The following is a 17,051-nucleotide window of genomic DNA, read 5'->3' on the forward strand; positions in this document are numbered from 1 at the left end:
TAATCACAATATGATAAGTGTAATAATTTTAGTTGAAATTTCTATGAAATATTTCTGTTTTTTTATGGTCTTCAAAATCTTTTAAAGAAGTTATATTTAATTTTTCTAAAACCTCATCCATTGTATTGCTATGAGTAGCAATTTTAATTGGGGAGCTATATGCTAAATTATCAACAAAGATTTTCCCTTCTTCTTTAGAAATAAGAGCCTTAGGACCACCAACACAACCACCAATACAGCCCATTCCTTCTATAAAGTTTGCTTTTATTTCTCCATTTAATGCTCTATTTAAGATATCTTTACACTCTTTAACACCTTCAGCTTTTTCAGATTTAAATAATTTTGATTTATCTGGATATAACTCTTCTACAGCCTCACCCACAGCTATAGACACTCCACCAGTACGAGCATATAATCTTCCCCCTCGTGATGCATAATCTTTAGTTGGAAGACCATTTAACTTTGAAGGATTAATATCTAAGGCTTTAAATATATTATCTAATTCTTGGAAGGTTAATACGAAATCTATGTCATTAGTTAAATCTTTTTCCTTTGCTTCAGCCTTTTTAGCTATACAAGGTCCTATAAATACTATTTTCGAATCAGGATCTAATTTTTTTATAATCCTTCCTGCAGCTATCATTGGAGAAATAGAAGGAGAAAGGTTAGGAACTAATTCTTTATAAACTTTCTTTAGCATTCCAACCCACATGGGGCAACAACAAGAGGTTATCATTAAATCCTCTGGTTCCTTTACAAGTTTATTAAACTCAACAGCTTCTTTAATGGTAAGCATATCAGCAGCAAAAGCAACTTCAATCATGTCACTAAATCCAATTTTAACTAAAGCTTCCCTTAATTGATCTAAAGAAACATCTTCACCGAACTGTCCAATAATTGCAGGGGCAACAGCAGCTACCACATTTTTATTATTTTTAATTAAATCAGCAATAGGTATAAAATCTATTTTGTCTAAAATTTTACCTTCCTTACAAGAATCTATACATAAGCCACAACCTACGCAAAGATCATAATTAATATAAGTGGAATTTTTATTCTTATCATAGATTATTGCATTAAAGGGACAACTTAACTGACAATTATATTTTTCATCATTTTCCTTTTTACAGCTTAAATTACAACTATCAAGTTTTTCAACAAATCTTCTATTTACTTCGTAGTTAGTAATGGCTTTTTTTAAGTTATAAACATAATTATTATTAAATTCTATGGAAACACCACAAAGAGAAGAAATGATTTTAAAGGTTTCTTGAGGTGAAATCTCATGACAAACCATAATATTTGTAAGAATTTCTTCAAAGCTTCCATCATAATAAGATTTTATCAAAGTATCAAATAGGTCATTATATTTATTATGCAATTTTTACACCACCTTTTTTATAGATATACTGTAGTCTATTAATTAATATGATACTATTCCGTGAATTTTAAACAATGAAATTATTTATAAACAAATATAAAAAAAGTCTATCAATGTATAGGCAAAAACGTATAATGTTATTAAAGGATATGCGGAGGTGTAAAATGGAAAATAATCTTTTTTGGAATGCAGATATTGAAGAAATAGAAAAGGGATTTATTGAAACAGAAGAAGTAGTTAAGTGTATAGTTTGTGAAGAAGAATTTATAAAGGGGAGAATATATGAAGTGGATGGAGACTTATATGATGCAAAAAAGACTGCAGAACTTCATATTAGAGAAAAGCACCAATCCATGCTAAGTTATTTATTAAACATGAATTCACTTTATACAGGAATATCATCAGCTCAAAAATCAATAATTGAATTAATAGCTTTAGGACTTACAGATAAGGAAATAGCAGCAAAATTAGGAGTTGCAAATTCTACTATTAGAAACCACAGATATAAATTAAGAGAAAGAGAAAAACAAGCTAAATTATTTCTAGCAACTATGAATTTACTTGCTAAAGATGCAAATAAAAAAATAAATATCTTGGATAATGATATTATTTGTGATGCTCATAATGGAGCTACTACCTTAGATGATAGATTTAATATAACCAAGGAAGAAAAAATAAAGGTAATAGAAACTTATGTTGATGAAAATGGTGGATTGAAAAGTTATCCAGCTAAAGAAAAGAAAAAAATTATATTGCTAGAAGAAATAACTAAGAATTTTAGTGCTGGAAAAAGATACTCAGAAAAAGAAGTAAATAGAATATTAAAGAGAATACATGAAGACTATGCAACAATAAGAAGGGCTTTAATTCAATACGGATTCTTAGATAGATCCAATGATTGTAGTGAATATTGGGTGAAGGAATAATGGTAAAGAGCTTTTGGGAGTTAAATAATAATGAAAAAGTGAATGATGTTTTAGATAAAATTAAGCTATCAAAAGGCAATATTGAGGAATATGTAGAGGTATATAATAAAGCTTTTATGGATATGCCTCATGGAACTTATATAGAAATAGAAGAGGCAAAAGAGTATTTAGAAAATAAAAATGATAATGAAGATTATTTTATAATACTAGATAAAAATGAGAGTATAGGATTTTTAACTACCATAATTAAAGATGAAAAAGCCTTTTTTGATATAGGATTAATGAAAGACTATAGGAGAATGGGTTATGGTAAAAGATTATTAGAAACAGAAATACAATTCCTAAATGAAAAGGAAGTAGAAGAAATTTGTTTAACAGTAATTGAAAAAAATAGTATTGCTTATGAAATGTATAAGAAGAGAGGATTCACAGTTTATAATAAACTAAGTGATTGGATAGAATTATTTTAAAATGAAAGAAAATTTTTAGATGTCAATTCATTAGGAAGGATAGGATATAGATGATAAAATCGATTGTAAAAGATATATTATTCCTAGGACAAAAATCAGAGCTAGCAACTAAAGCTGATATAACAGTTATTGATGATTTAGTTGATACTTTAAGATCAAATTTAGAAGTTTGTGTTGGCATGGCTGCAAATATGATAGGGGTAAAAAAACGTATATTAGTATTTAGTATAGGGAATATTATAGTTCCTATGGTTAATCCAGTGATAGTAAAGAAAGAAAAGGAATATGAAACAGAGGAAAGTTGTTTGTCCTTATCTGGATTTAGAAAAACAAAAAGATATGAAACCATAGAAGTGGAATATCTTGATAGAGATTTTAAGATGCATAAACAGGTATTTAATGGTTTTGTTGCACAGATTATTCAACATGAAATAGATCATTTTGAAGGTATAATAATTTAAATATAGAAAGATATAACTAATAAAATTGTAAGCTATTAGTTATATCATCACTAATACAGGTTCTTGTGTGTAAAACATATAGGAGCCTTTTTATTTTTGTATAAAAGTAAATTTAGCAAATTAGGAACAGTTTTATTATATTTACGATGATATACTATAATTACCACGTGGGGAAAGGGTAGGTGAGAATTTGAATTATAATGAAGCAATAGAATTGTCTATGAAATATATAGAAGAAAATATTAAAAATGAATTATCACCAGAAATAATATCTAGTGAGTGCGGATATTCAGTATTTCACTTTTCAAGGGTATTTAATATTAATCAAGGAATAACATTAATGGAATATGTAAAGAAAAGAAGGCTTTCATTGGCTGCAGAAGATTTGTTTAATGGTAAGAAAATAATAGATATAGCTTTAGATTATGGATTTCAAACTCATAATGGTTTTTCTAAAGCTTTTAAAAAAGAATTTGGATTTAGTCCTACTAATTATTTAAAGCATATTGATGAAGTTTTAGGTATAAAATCAATTTTAAGATATGGAGGAGAATTTATGAAACCAATTATTATAGATAAATCTGCATTTAAAGTTGCAGGTTATGGTATTAAAACTAATATAACTAATGGAAACTATACAAAAGATGTGGCTTCTTTTTGGGTTAATTATGAAGGGGAAAACTTAGAGAGTAAAATGTATAAAATATTAAATCCACCAAAACATGGTGAAGTTGGATTATGTATTCCGTCAAGTAATGATAAGGGAGAAGCCGTTTATATGCTTGGAGTTATAGTAGATGATTTTAAAGACGTTACAGAGGATATGATTACAATAGAAGTTCCAGAAGCAACTTATGCTGTATTTACAACTCCTCCAGTTAATACAAATACTGAGGAGGAAAATAATGCATTTGCAAATGTGATTAAAGAAACTTGGAAATATATATTTGAAGAATGGTTTAAAGATTGTGGATATATATTTGATGAAAGAAAATTGGACTTTGAATACTATGATGAAAGATGTCATCCAAGTATAGGGGTAGTAATGGATATTTATGTACCAGTAGTGAAAAAGGCTATATAAAATTATAGAAAAATTAAAAGCATAGATATTTTGAGGAATATCTATGCTTTTAATCAATTTTACATTAAGTGTTCAAATAATATTTTAGCTCCAATAAATATTAAAATAATTCCACCTATTAATTCAGCATAACTTTGCATAAACTCACCAAGCTTTTTACCAAGGAAAACAGCTATAAAGCTTAATACAAAAGTAGTTATTCCTATGATTGTTATAGAAGGAATAATGCTAACGCTTAAAAATGCAAAGCTAACTCCAACAGCTAAGGCATCTATACTAGTTGCAATTGCTAATATTGTTAGTTTCTTATAAGAGAATTCATCCCTTTCACATTCTGTAGCTATTTCTAAATCTTGTTTAGATCTTATTTCTCTAATAGCTTCTATTAGCATTTTTCCACCTATAAGTGCTAGTAATATAAAAGCTATCCAATGATCAAAAGATTTTATATAGCTTTCAAAATATCTACCAACCCACCAGCCTAATAAGGGCATTAAGGCTTGAAAGCCACCAAAAAATAAAGCAACTTTAAAAGAATTTTTAAATTCATCTTCTTTTAAACATATACCTTTAGCTAAAGAAACAGCAAAGGCATCCATAGATAATCCTATACCAGTCATAAAAATTGAAATGAAACCCATAATATGTACTCCTTTATTATAGAATTTATTATAAAACCTAAATATTAATTAGGATTTTATTACTACTTATAGATTATTATCATAAAAAATAAGACTTATGCGTAGCAAAGCTACGCATAAGTCTCGTTATTTAATACTAAGCCAGAACCAAGTTCAATATGTTGACTTAGTAACTCTTACAAAATTAGAGTTAACTACTCCCTTATACAAACAATTCAATAGTTATTATAATAACAAATAATAATGAGCTTATCAATATAATTATAAAATATTATAGAATTATTTATTTAATATATATGAGACTATAAGTAAATTAATGCTTTATACAAAAAGTTTACAATTATCACATAACTTATAGTAATAAATAGTATATAATATAAAGAAAAATACAATTTTTATAGGAGAAAAAATGGTTGTTTTAAATAAAATAATTTCTTTATTTTTAATATTATTAATTGGAGTTTATGGAACAAAGAAGAACATAATAAGTTAAGAAGTAAATAAAGGATTAAGAAGAATACTTTTAGAAATAACATTACCCCTTTTAGTTATAAATTCATTTAGTTTTGAATTTAGTGATGGAATGGGTAATAATGTTTTAAGGGCATTTTTCTATAGTGTAGCTTTTATGATTCTAGCAGCTATTATATCTTATATATTTTTACTTCCTATTAAAGATGAAAAGAAAAAAATTCTACATTTTGCAAATGTATTCTCAAATTGCGGATTTATAGGATTCCCCATAATTAATAGCTTGTATGGGCCGGAAGGAGTTGTTTATACCTCAATTTTTAATATGGTATTTACAATGTCTTTATGGACATATGGAGTTATGATTTTTTCAGATAAAATATCAAAGGAAAATATAAAAAAGGTTTTGTTAAATCCAGCTATAATAGCAGTATATATAGGAATTCCTATGATGTTATTTAAGGTACAACTACCATCTTTTATATTAGACACAACAAAAATAGTTGGAGATATGACGGCACCAATTTCAATGATAATAGTAGGTAGTATATTGGCTAAGGTAAGGATAAAAGATGTTTTTAAGGAAATATCAGTATATTATGGATCATTAATTAAGCTAATAATAATCCCTTTAGTGCTTATTTTAATAAAACTAGCATTAAAGGATAATTCAACTATAATAAATACCATGATAGTTATACAAGCTATGCCAGCAGCTGCTATGACATCAATATTTGCAGCTGACTTTAATAAGGAAAAGGAATATTCATCAATAGTTGTATTTATAACTACCTTATTATCTATTATTACTATACCTATAATCTCAAAAATAATAAATTAGAAATAATTATTTTCTAATAATAGCTTTTATAGATTATAAAAATATATTATAATCTAAAAATAGATTAAGTTTTTTATAACTAATGAAAAGATTTTAGAAAATGAGGTGTAAATATGGATTTAGTTTGCTTATGTAAAGGTGTAGAAAAAGATGTAATAGTAAAAGCTATAAAAGATGGTGCTGATACTTTTGAAAAGGTTCAAGAAACTACTTGTGCTGGAACAGGATTCTGTGGAGCTAGTAGATGTGGAGCTAAAATTGAAGCATTAATTGAAGAAAATAAATAGTTTTTGTATAGAGCTTTAGAGTTATTCTAAGGCTCTTTTATTTTTTATAGGTATTTATGGCAGGTATTACTTGGTTTTATGCTTTGGAAAGCAAAATAACTTATATAATATTTTTTATAATACAAAAAATCACTAAAAAAATAATTAATATATCATTTATTTAAATAAATTCTTAAGAATCTATTTGAACAAATTGTAATTATCATAAATTATGGTAAATATTTGTATATATTACACTTTTTATTGCGATAAAAATAGAATATAAAGTATACTGATAATAAGAATGTTTAATAGGGCGTGTTAATGTGAGTAGAATTAAGATATTTACTGGACACTTTGGTAGTGGTAAGACAGAAGTTGCAATTAATTATGCAATAAAGAGTTCTAAAGAAGGTAAAAAGGTAGCATTAGTAGATATGGATACAATTAATCCGTATTTTGCTATAAGGGATATTAAAGCCAAAATAGAAAAGGATTACAAAATAAGAGTTATAAGCACCACAAAGGATTTAATTAATGCAGAACTAATGGTACTATCTGCAGAAATTTTATCTGTATTTAATGATAGATCATATGAAGTTATAGTGGATGTTGGTGGAGATGAGGTAGGAGCTAGGGTTCTAGGAGTATATAATAAATACTTTCAAGAAGAAGATTATTCAATGTATTATATTTTAAATAATTCAAGACTAGAAACCTTAAATTGTATAACAGCAAGTGAATATCTAAAGTCTATTGAATTAGCAAGTAGGCTAAAAGTAACTGGTATAATATCAAATTCTCATATGATGAGGGAAACAGAAGCTAAGCATATACTCAAAGGAGACATGAAAGCTTTTGAGTTATCTAAGTTTTTAAACATTCCTTACAAATACACCATATGTACCAAAAAATTTGAAGAGGTAATTAAGGACAAAGTTAATGGAGAGATATTACCTATAAATCTATATATGGATATGTCTTGGTAATAATAAGGGGGATTTTAATGGCTAAGGTTATATTTAAAGAGGAAAGATGTAAAGGTTGTGGGCATTGTATAAATATATGTCCGAAAAAAATTATTAACTTTAAGGAGAATTTTAATAGTAAGGGGTACCATCCAGCTGGAATAGATGAAAATCTTATGAGTGAATGTATAGGATGTGCATCCTGTGGAAAAATTTGTCCAGATTGTGTCATAACAATTGAAAGGTAGGAGGAAAACTATGGGGGAAAAGTTTTTAATGAAGGGTAATGAAGCAATAGCAGAAGCGGCTATTAGAGCAGGCTGTAAATGCTTTTTTGGATATCCAATAACACCTCAAACTGAATTAATAGCATATATGGCAAAAAATATGAAAAAGTCAAATGGAGTATTTTTACAAGCTGAAAGTGAAATAGCAGCTATTAATATGGTATATGGATGTGGAGGAACAGGAGTTAGATGTATGACATCATCATCTAGTCCAGGAATAAGCTTAATGACAGAGGGAATTTCATATTTAGCAGCAGCTGAAGTACCTTGTATTATAGTTGATGTAGTTAGATGTGGGCCAGGGCTTGGAGGAATACAACCAGCTCAATCAGATTATTTGTTTTTAAACAAGGGACTTGGACATGGAGATTTTAATTTACCAGTATATGCTCCAGCTTCTATTCAAGAAATGATAGATTTAATATCAGAAGCTTTTGATGTAAGTGATTTATATAGGACGCCAGTAATGATAATGGCAGACGGAATGCTAGGGCAAATGATGGAAGGTATTGAATTTAAAGAAAATAAGAAAAGAGAGCTGCCAGAAAAAACTTGGGCTGCTAATGGGTTGGGAAATAGGGACAAACATAACATAATAAACTCATTAGAGTTAAATCCAGAGAAGCTAGAAGAACTTAATATAAAGCTTCAAGAGAAATATAAAGTAATAAAAGAAAATGAAGTTAAATATGAATTATATAATTGTGAAAATTCTTGCGATCTAATATTAGTTTCCTTTGGAATAACAGCTAGAATATGCAAGAGTGTTATAAGCCTTGCTAAAGAAGAGGGAATAAACTTAGGACTAGTAAGACCTATAACAACTTGGCCATTCCCTAATGAAGCCTTTATAAAGACTTTAGGGAAGAGTAAAAATGGATATTTATCTGTAGAAATGAATTGCGGGCAAATGGTGGAAGATATAAAGCTTGCTGTAAATGGAAAAGAAGAAGTTAGATTTTATGGTAGGACAGGTGGTATAGTACCTACAGTAGATGAGATATACCAATACGTAAAATCTATTATTGGAGGTATGTAATATGGGGATTGTATATCAGCCAACAAAGGCTCTTTTAGATGTACCTACACATTATTGTCCAGGATGTACTCATGGAATAATTCATAAATTAGTAGGGGAAGTAATAGAAGAATTAGGAATATTAGAGAAAACCATAGGTGTTGCGTCAGTAGGATGTTCAGTACTTGCATATAATTATTTTGCCTGTGATATGTTCCAAGCAGCTCATGGAAGAGCCCCTGCAGTTGCAACAGGTATAAAAAGAGGGAATTCAGATAAGGTAGTATTTACTTATCAAGGTGATGGTGATTTAATAGCTATAGGAACAGGAGAAGTTGTTCATGCAGCTGCTAGAGGAGAAAATATTGTAACTATATTTGTAAATAATTGCATATATGGTATGACAGGAGGGCAAATGGCTCCTACTACTTTAGAAGGTCAAATTACAGAAACCTCTCCTTATGGAAGAGATTTAAAAACACAAGGTCATCCAATAAGAGTATCAGAAATGATATCTACTTTAGATGGAGCAACTTATGTTGAAAGAGTAAGTGTAGATAATATAGCCAATTTAACCAAAGCTAAAAAAGCAATTAAAAAAGCTTTTAACAATTCAATAAAAGGTTTAGGATATTCATTTATTGAAGTTTTATCTACATGTCCAACTAATTGGGGATTATCTCCACAGGATTCTTTAAAGTGGCTTAGAGAAAATATGATTCCTTATTATCCTTTAGGTGTTAAAAAAGATACAAATAAGGAGGATAATTAGAATGATTAAAAAGGAAATTATATTTGCAGGTTTTGGAGGACAAGGAATATTAACTGTGGGTAAGCTTTTATCCTATGCGGCTATGGATAAGGGATTTAATGTTTCATGGCTACCATCTTATGGACCAGAAATGAGAGGGGGTACAGCAAATTGTTCAGTTATAATTTCTGACGAAGAAGTTGGATCACCTGTTATTACAGAAGCAGATATAGTAGTAGTTATGAATAAACCCTCTTTAGAGAAATTTAGTGGAGCAATAAAGAAAAATGGAACTTTAATAATAGATTCAGATATGATAAAAGATAATATAAATTTTGAAAGCTTAAAATTATATAAAATTAACGCTGAAACAATGGCAGAAAACCTAGGAGACAAAAGAAATGCCAATATGATATTACTAGGTTTTTTAATTAAGAAATTAAATATTATTACTATAGAAGATCTTTTAAATTCTGTAAAGATACATGGGAAGAAAGAATATTATGAGTTAAATAAATTAGCCATAGAGTTAGGGGCTAGTATAGACTTAGAATAATTATTTTTATGTATTTTTAGAAGAAGCTTTAGATATTTTCTAAGGCTTCTTTATTAGATTAATGAACTATAGTAAATATAAAGAATATATTGTTTTATAATTACTATAGTTTTTTTAATTTAATCCGAAAATTTTAGTATTAAAATCTTAAAATTTAATTAAAAATAGAATTTCACTATAAAATTGTAACAAAATTTAATAAAAAGAGTATATAATGTAGATAGAGAATTAAGTGAAGGGGGGAATTTTAATATGCTAAGGGTAGATATAAATAAACATTGCAGTTTTAATGAATCTGTAAGAAAATTATTTTATATGAAACAAAATATAAATAATTCACAAACTTATACAGAGGAAGAAAAAAAATATCTTACAATCAAGATTGAAAAGGATATCAATAGTGCGTGGGAACAACAAAAATATGAATTAAATAAAAATAAAGGATAATTTACTATTATTTTTCTACTTGTTAAAATAATTGCAGAGGAGTATATCTTAATGACAGTTAAATTAGAAGTTGATTTTAAGCTTATTAATAACTTAGTAAGCAAAGGGATAAATAGTAGTAATTACTTAAAGAAGAATAGAAAATTATGATAAGAAGTTAGAATTTATAATTAATCTAACTTCTTATTTTTTTATGATAAAATAAGAATATATTATAAAATTAAGTAAAATATTAATTAAAAAATACATAAATGACCTGTTATTGATATAAAAAATCTCTTGATAATTATTATTAAATGAAAATAATTATAAATTACATTGAAAAGGTGTATTTCATATGCTATAATTAAGAAAAAAAGGGAGGGAACTTTATGTATAATAGAATAGAATTACCATATGATTATAACGCATTAGAACCTTATGTAGATGAGGAAACTATGAGAACACATTATGATAAGCATCATAAAACTTATGAAACAAATTTAAATAAGGCATTAGAAAATCATGAAGAATATGCAAAGGAAAAAACATTAGCACAATTATTAAAATCTGTTAATGAATTACCTGAAGATGTAAAGACACCAGTTATTAATAACGGTGGTGGAGTTGTAAATCACAACTTATTCTTCTCAATTCTTTCTCCTAATGCAAAGAAGGCCCCAGAAGGTAAGCTATTAGAAGAAATTAATAAAACTTTTGGTAGTGTTGATAAATTAAAGGAAGATTTAACTAATGCTGCTGTAACTTTATTTGGAGCAGGATTTGCATTCTTAGTTAAAGATAAGGATGGAAAATTATCAATAGTTAAAAAATCAAATCAAGATTCACCATATATGGATGGATTAGTACCAATTCTAGGTATTGATGTATGGGAACATGCATATTACTTAAAATATAAGAATTTAAGACCAGATTATGTTAAGAATTTATGGAATGTAATATGTTGGGGAAAAGTTGAAGAACTTTACAACGAAGAATATAACCTATAATAACATAATTGAAATTATAATATAAAAGTGCATTTTAAAATGCACTTTTTTTCTTTTCTCTATTATATAAGGAGATAAATATTATTTCTGCAAACTGGTAAGATAGCAAAGAGTATAATATTTATCTCCTTTTTACTGTATAAGAATCACAATATAAGGATAAATTAAAATAAACTACTAATTTAAGAATAATAAGTTTAGTAGAAAAATTAAAATTAAGGAGAAGAATTTATGTATAATAAAATAGAATTACCTTATGATTTTAATGCATTAGAACCTTATATAGATGAGGAGACTGTAAAAACACATTATAGTAAACACCTTCAAACTTATGAAACAAATTTAAATAATGCTCTAGAGGGATATGAAGAATATACAAAAGGTAAAAACTTAGACCAATTAATTAAAGGTGTTGCTGATTTACCAGAAGAAATAAGACCAGCAGTTGTTAATAATGGTGGAGGAGTATCAAATCATAATTTATATTTTTCAATACTTTCTCCAAATCCAAAGAAAGTTCCAGAAGGAAAATTATTAGAAGAAATAAATAGTGCCTTTGGGAGTGTAGATAAATTAAAAGAAGAATTATCTAATGCAGCGATATCACAATTTGGATCAGGATATGGATTCTTAGTTAAAGACAAGGATGGAAAGCTATCCATAGTTAAAAGAGTAAATCAAAATTCACCAGTTATGGATGACTTAATTCCAATTTTAACTATAGATGTATGGGAGCATGCTTATTACTTAAAATACAAGAATTTAAGGGCTGATTATGTAAAGAATATATGGAATGTAATAGATTGGGCGAAGGTTGAAGGCCTTTACGAAAATTGTCACAATATTTAGTGTAAAAATTAAAGGGGCTGTCGCGACAGCTCCTTTTTTTATATATACAAAAATATGGTGTTTTGTAAAATGCTAGAGGATTTATAATATAATTATGCTAGTATATTTATATGAAATATTATATATATAAATAGGGGATTATATAAAATGATAAATTCAAAGATTAAATTTAATATTAAAAAAAGCAATTTTACTAGAAGTAGATTAATTTATTTAGTGCTAGTTTTATTTACTATGCTTTTAGGATTATCATCAAGAAAATTTATAAGTTACTTGCCTAGTTTTTTAGGAAAATATGCAGGGGATACCTTGTGGGCAACTATGGTTTATTTCGGATTTGCCTTTTTATTTAATAAGCTTACCATTAAAAAAGTTGCAATAATATCTTTAATATTTTCCTATGGAATAGAAATATCACAGTTATATCAAGGGGAGTGGATAAACAGTATTAGAAATACTTTAATAGGATCATTAGTATTAGGACATGGATTTTTATTTTCAGATTTAATTTGTTATACCATTGGAGTTTTTATAGCAATTATAATAGATAAACTTATATTTATAAAAAAGTCCAATTTATAATAAATATCAATAGTTTAAGGATATAGAAATTTAACATCTATATAAGGGGGAAAAGATAAATATGATAAATTTTGCACATAGGGGTGCAAGTTCTGATTATCCAGAAAATACGATGCTTTCATTAAGAGAAGGAATAAAATCAGGCGCCAGAGGATTAGAAATTGATGTTCATAAAACAAAGGATAATAAGATTGTTGTAATACATGATGAAGATATAGAACGTACATTTATTGGAAAAGGTCTTATTAAGGATTTTACCTTAGAAGAATTAAAATCCTTTAAAAATAGGAAAAAGTTATTTAGAGATAATGAAGAATGTCATATTCCAACACTAGAAGAGGTGTTAGAGTTAATTAAGGATATAGATATACTATTAAATATTGAATTAAAAACAGATATTATTAATTATAAAGGAATAGAAGAGGATGTAATTAATTTAATTAGAACTTATAATTTAGAAGACAAGATTATAATATCTAGCTTTAATCATGAATCTATAAAAAAAGTGAAAGCTATTAGTAATATAAAAACAGGAATTCTATATGAAAGTCCTATAGAAAATGTTGTTGAATATGCTAAAGCTTTAGGAGTAGATGCAATTCATCCAAGTTTATTACTTGTATCAGAAGAATTAATAAAGGAAGCTCATGAAAAGAACTTAAAGGTTAATATATTTACAGTTAATAATCCAATTCATATGAGATTACTAATTAAAAATAAAGTAGATGGTGCATTTACTGACTATCCAGAATTATTAAGTGAGATTTTAAAAGAAGAAATATAAAGAATATGATGCTACTGTGAATTGAATCTTATGATATCACAGTAGCATCGTATTTATTTAAACATAATTTTTTACATAGTTACATTATTTTCAATAAAGTTTAATAAACTTTTGTTAACTTTATCTTTTTCTTCAATAAAGGAGCCATGTCCAGCTTCTGATAATGGAATTAATTTTGAGTTCTCTATATTTTCATGAAGATATTTACCAAACTCATATGGACAAATAACATCGTGGACTCCATGAAGGATTAAAGTAGGAATTTTAATTTTATTTATATCATTAAATAATCTTTCATCCTTTAAACTAATTAAACACTTAAAGGTTCCCCAAGGAGAAGCAGACAAAGAAATATTATTAAACCAGTTTAGCATCTCTATAGAAGTATTTTTATAAAAGAACAAATTAGTAACTTTTGATCTTATAAAGCTTGGTCTATCATTTAAGGACTCCTTTATAAATTCATTTACTTCTTCTTCTGTAAAACCATAGGGATAATCCTTAGTTTTTACCCAGCTAGGAGCAGCAGCCCCTATTAAACAAAGCTTTGAAACTTTATGGGAATCATATTTAGATATATATTTAATAGATAAGGCGCCACCCATTGAGTGTCCAACTAAAGTGATATTCTTTAAATCTAGCACATCAATTATCTTTCTTATATCTGAAGCCATAGTATCATAATCATAGCAATTAAAAGGTCTATCAGATTCTCCAAATCCCCTTAAATCTATACCTATGCATCTATATCCTCTTTCACCAAAGAAGTTAAATTGATATTCAAAGGCATTATGATTTAAGGGCCATCCATGTATAAATAATATTGTTTTATCTGAATCAGAATTCAAATCTTCAACCAGTATTCGAGCATTATCAGCAGTCTTAATAAAATATCTCATAAAATCTCCTAATTAATATTGTTTTTATAAATATAATATATTCAAAGATTTATACTAATGATATTGAAGATACAAAATAACTGTAAAATAGAATAGGGTGAAGAATTTCTATATATTTACAAATAGTAACAGTTAATATAAAATAGAAAATATTGTATATTGAGTTATCCAGTAAACTTTAAAATAACTGATAAAAGTAGTGAATACTACAAGAAAGTTAATTATGATTTGCTTTATAATCAATATAATAAATTTATAAATTCTTTAAGTAAGAATAATATACAGTTATATTTTATAGATATAAATAAAAATGCTACTAATCAAGTTTTTACTCAAAATATTGGTTTTGTAGTTGATGATATTTTAGGAACTAACTATGTATATTTAGGTAATAGAAAGTTATTAAGTAGTAATGAATCTGTTGGGAAAATGCTTCAAGAAAATGGCTATGAAGTTCAGCTTGTAGATTATAGTGAAATAATGAAAAATCAAGTATGTAAAAGATTTATATTAATTTAATTTTTTTTAAGGGAGTTAAATAAAATGAAGGATAATAAGTTAAACCTATCAATTTTTATTTATAGTGGTCAGTTAACCAAAGTAGCCTATTATATAGCAGTATTAACAATACTTATTCCAATAAGTATTGTTCTTATTAGGGATATTCCTTTTAATGAATCCTTTAGTAAGATAGTTATAGGAATATCAGGGAGTTTTATTGTAATAGGAAAACTATTTGTAATAATTAATAAGAAGAAAGAAAATAAATCTATTTCCATAGATGGTGGGATTCTTACAGGAATTATAATATCACTTATGTCATATCTTTTTAAATAATATAAAATTTCAAGTGTATTATATTGAATTTGCTAAAGATTATTAATCAAATGGTAAAAATAATTATAAGTCTAAAATAAATAGGATTTTTGAGAATAAATAATGGGGGGGATAGTAATTTATGAAAAATACAAAAATATGTCCTAAGTGCAATAGTAATAAGACTATTAGGATACCAGGTGAGACAGGAATTTATGGAACAGGAAATAATATAATAATTGGATTTCTAAAAGGAACAGTTAATGTTTCAAGATACATGTGTTGTGATTGTGGGTATACAGAAGAATGGATAGATAGTAAAGAAGATATAAGGAAATTAGAAGAAAAATATAATAGAATATAAAGAATGTAACAGAAAATAGATTTTCAATTAAGAAAAATTTATTTTCTGTTTTTATTTATACTTTAAAAATTATAAGAGTTATAAATTTTTTACAATATATAGAAAAATAAAGGCTATGGTAGTAAAATTAAAATAATCAAATCAGAGTAACATAATTTAATTACCAATTATTAATATGATAGGAGTAAGGATATGAGAAAAGATTTAAATAAAATTACAGCTGGAGTAATAGTTGCATCAAGAAAAAGAGGAAATGGACCATTAGTGAAAATAGGATCTATTTCTATAATAAAGAGGATAGTATTGACTTTTCAGCAAGTAGGAATTTCACCTATTGTTGTAGTTACAGGCTACGAAGCAGAAGATGTTGAACACGACTTAGCTGATTATGGAGTTATATTTTTAAAAAATGAGAAGTATGAAGAGGCACAAATGTTTGATTCGGCTAAACTAGGGTTAGATTTTTTAAAAGATAAATGCCATCAAGTAATTTTTAATCCTGTTAATATTCCAATGTTTACTCCTAAAACTATTGAAAAAATGATGGATTTAGATAAAAAAGTTGTCTCTCCATCCTATAATGGAAAATCTGGACATCCTTTATTAATATCAGCAGAGTTAATACCTGAAATTTTAAACTATAAAGGGAATATGGGATTAAGAGGTGCAATTAAAAGTATAGGTGTTGAAAGATTTTTGATGAGTGTAGATGATGAGGGTATTTTTAGCAGTACAGATGATATTGAAAGATTAGATCAACTTTTAGAAAAGCATAATCAAAATATAGTACATCCTTTTGTTAGAATAAGCATTGAGAATGAAACATTATTTTTTAATTCTAGAACTAAGCTTCTTTTACTTTTTATTCAAGAAACACATTCTGTTAGAAATGCTTGTAAGCATATTGCGTTATCATATAGTAAAGCATGGAATATGATAAATAAATTAGAAAAAGAACTTGGATATCCTGTTGTAAAAAGGCAGCATGGAGGTAAAAATGGAGGAAAGACTTCATTAACAGATGAAGGCATTGATTTTTTAAGAAAGTATGAAAAGTTTGAAGAAGATGTAAGGCAATACGCTAAAAGTGAATTTAATAAATGGTTTAAAAGTTAAATTTTATAAAGCGAGTTCTTTTTAGAAAGAATTTGATAACATAAAATCTCTATTTTATAATAGTGGTAGTAAATAATTACCAAT

At 26.9% G+C, this 17,051-nt stretch carries 22 protein-coding genes and 1 pseudogene; 20 read left to right on the top strand and 3 right to left on the bottom strand.

Annotation, left to right across the window (positions count from 1 at the left end; genetic code table 11):
• Positions 1-28 precede the first annotated feature (28 nt).
• The gene (locus HUJ77_RS03605) at positions 29-1,381 is read right to left on the bottom strand and encodes a [Fe-Fe] hydrogenase large subunit C-terminal domain-containing protein (protein WP_291707208.1); all 1,353 of its coding nucleotides are present in this window, start codon (positions 1,379-1,381) and stop codon (positions 29-31) included.
• A gap of 164 nt (positions 1,382-1,545) precedes the next feature.
• Here HUJ77_RS03605 and HUJ77_RS03610 point away from each other — a divergent pair, with 164 nt between their 5' ends.
• The 4 genes from HUJ77_RS03610 (at position 1,546) to HUJ77_RS03625 (ending at position 4,322) form a co-directional block, all read left to right on the top strand.
• Positions 1,546-2,307, top strand: a complete 762-nt coding sequence (locus HUJ77_RS03610; protein ID WP_291707209.1) for a DUF2087 domain-containing protein — start codon at positions 1,546-1,548, stop codon at positions 2,305-2,307.
• Entirely contained in the window at positions 2,307-2,777 is a 471-nt protein-coding gene (locus tag HUJ77_RS03615; protein ID WP_291707210.1) for a GNAT family N-acetyltransferase, read from the top strand. Before HUJ77_RS03610 ends, HUJ77_RS03615 begins: the two co-directional genes overlap by 1 nt.
• 50 nt (positions 2,778-2,827) lie before the next feature.
• Complete coding sequence (locus HUJ77_RS03620) at positions 2,828-3,238, top strand: peptide deformylase (protein WP_291707211.1); 411 nt, start codon at positions 2,828-2,830, stop codon at positions 3,236-3,238.
• 190 nt (positions 3,239-3,428) lie between these two features.
• On the top strand, positions 3,429-4,322 hold the full coding sequence (locus tag HUJ77_RS03625) for an AraC family transcriptional regulator (RefSeq protein WP_291707212.1): 894 nt from the start codon (positions 3,429-3,431) through the stop codon (positions 4,320-4,322).
• Between the two features lie 59 nt (positions 4,323-4,381).
• Here HUJ77_RS03625 and HUJ77_RS03630 read toward each other — a convergent pair whose 3' ends face one another.
• Positions 4,382-4,963: a manganese efflux pump MntP family protein gene (locus tag HUJ77_RS03630; RefSeq protein WP_291707213.1), complete on the bottom strand. Its 582-nt coding sequence runs from the start codon at positions 4,961-4,963 to the stop codon at positions 4,382-4,384.
• Positions 4,964-5,477: 514 nt separating this feature from the next.
• On the opposite strand from HUJ77_RS03630, the pseudogene HUJ77_RS15430 reads away from it, so the two are divergent.
• From HUJ77_RS15430 to HUJ77_RS03695, 12 genes and pseudogenes are all read left to right on the top strand, one after another.
• Positions 5,478-6,275: pseudogene (locus HUJ77_RS15430) on the top strand (AEC family transporter); the annotation flags it as partial.
• Positions 6,276-6,388: 113 nt separating this feature from the next.
• Positions 6,389-6,562, top strand: a complete 174-nt coding sequence (locus HUJ77_RS03645; RefSeq protein WP_291707214.1) for a (2Fe-2S)-binding protein — start codon at positions 6,389-6,391, stop codon at positions 6,560-6,562.
• A 305-nt stretch (positions 6,563-6,867) separates the two neighbouring features.
• Complete coding sequence (locus HUJ77_RS03650) at positions 6,868-7,530, top strand: ATP-binding protein (RefSeq protein ID WP_291707215.1); 663 nt, start codon at positions 6,868-6,870, stop codon at positions 7,528-7,530.
• 17 nt (positions 7,531-7,547) lie between these two features.
• A complete protein-coding gene (locus tag HUJ77_RS03655) occupies positions 7,548-7,757 on the top strand; it encodes a 4Fe-4S dicluster domain-containing protein (protein WP_291707216.1) in 210 nt (69 codons plus the stop codon).
• Between the two features lie 10 nt (positions 7,758-7,767).
• Positions 7,768-8,835 carry a 3-methyl-2-oxobutanoate dehydrogenase subunit VorB gene (vorB, locus tag HUJ77_RS03660; RefSeq protein ID WP_291707217.1) on the top strand — a complete coding sequence of 356 codons (1,068 nt, stop codon included), beginning with the start codon at positions 7,768-7,770 and terminating at the stop codon, positions 8,833-8,835.
• A 1-nt stretch (position 8,836) separates the two neighbouring features.
• Entirely contained in the window at positions 8,837-9,586 is a 750-nt protein-coding gene (locus HUJ77_RS03665; protein WP_291707218.1) for a thiamine pyrophosphate-dependent enzyme, read from the top strand.
• Position 9,587: 1 nt separating this feature from the next.
• The gene (locus HUJ77_RS03670) at positions 9,588-10,121 is read left to right on the top strand and encodes a 2-oxoacid:acceptor oxidoreductase family protein (RefSeq protein ID WP_291707219.1); all 534 of its coding nucleotides are present in this window, start codon (positions 9,588-9,590) and stop codon (positions 10,119-10,121) included.
• A gap of 252 nt (positions 10,122-10,373) precedes the next feature.
• On the top strand, positions 10,374-10,568 hold the full coding sequence (locus tag HUJ77_RS03675; RefSeq protein WP_291707220.1) for a hypothetical protein: 195 nt from the start codon (positions 10,374-10,376) through the stop codon (positions 10,566-10,568).
• Between the two features lie 371 nt (positions 10,569-10,939).
• A complete protein-coding gene (locus HUJ77_RS03680; RefSeq protein ID WP_291707221.1) occupies positions 10,940-11,557 on the top strand; it encodes a superoxide dismutase in 618 nt (205 codons plus the stop codon).
• A 231-nt stretch (positions 11,558-11,788) separates the two neighbouring features.
• Positions 11,789-12,406 carry a superoxide dismutase gene (locus tag HUJ77_RS03685; RefSeq protein ID WP_291707222.1) on the top strand — a complete coding sequence of 206 codons (618 nt, stop codon included), beginning with the start codon at positions 11,789-11,791 and terminating at the stop codon, positions 12,404-12,406.
• A 234-nt stretch (positions 12,407-12,640) separates the two neighbouring features.
• A complete protein-coding gene (locus tag HUJ77_RS03690; protein ID WP_291707246.1) occupies positions 12,641-12,988 on the top strand; it encodes a DUF2809 domain-containing protein in 348 nt (115 codons plus the stop codon).
• A 61-nt stretch (positions 12,989-13,049) separates the two neighbouring features.
• Positions 13,050-13,772: a glycerophosphodiester phosphodiesterase gene (locus HUJ77_RS03695; protein WP_291707223.1), complete on the top strand. Its 723-nt coding sequence runs from the start codon at positions 13,050-13,052 to the stop codon at positions 13,770-13,772.
• 71 nt (positions 13,773-13,843) lie between these two features.
• Here HUJ77_RS03695 and HUJ77_RS03700 read toward each other — a convergent pair whose 3' ends face one another.
• Complete coding sequence (locus HUJ77_RS03700) at positions 13,844-14,671, bottom strand: alpha/beta hydrolase (protein ID WP_291707224.1); 828 nt, start codon at positions 14,669-14,671, stop codon at positions 13,844-13,846.
• A 159-nt stretch (positions 14,672-14,830) separates the two neighbouring features.
• On the opposite strand from HUJ77_RS03700, the gene HUJ77_RS03705 reads away from it, so the two are divergent.
• From HUJ77_RS03705 to HUJ77_RS03720, 4 genes are all read left to right on the top strand, one after another.
• The gene (locus tag HUJ77_RS03705; RefSeq protein WP_291707225.1) at positions 14,831-15,190 is read left to right on the top strand and encodes a hypothetical protein; all 360 of its coding nucleotides are present in this window, start codon (positions 14,831-14,833) and stop codon (positions 15,188-15,190) included.
• Positions 15,191-15,214: 24 nt separating this feature from the next.
• A complete protein-coding gene (locus HUJ77_RS03710; protein WP_291707226.1) occupies positions 15,215-15,508 on the top strand; it encodes a hypothetical protein in 294 nt (97 codons plus the stop codon).
• A gap of 121 nt (positions 15,509-15,629) precedes the next feature.
• Positions 15,630-15,851 (top strand): hypothetical protein, encoded by a 222-nt coding sequence (locus HUJ77_RS03715; RefSeq protein WP_291707227.1) that lies wholly within the window; start codon positions 15,630-15,632, stop codon positions 15,849-15,851.
• Between the two features lie 192 nt (positions 15,852-16,043).
• Positions 16,044-16,967: an NTP transferase domain-containing protein gene (locus HUJ77_RS03720; protein WP_291707228.1), complete on the top strand. Its 924-nt coding sequence runs from the start codon at positions 16,044-16,046 to the stop codon at positions 16,965-16,967.
• Positions 16,968-17,051: the final 84 nt, after the last annotated feature.

It is taken from the genome of Clostridium sp. (assembly GCF_021443865.1).
Lineage (GTDB): Bacteria > Bacillota > Clostridia > Clostridiales > Clostridiaceae > Clostridium.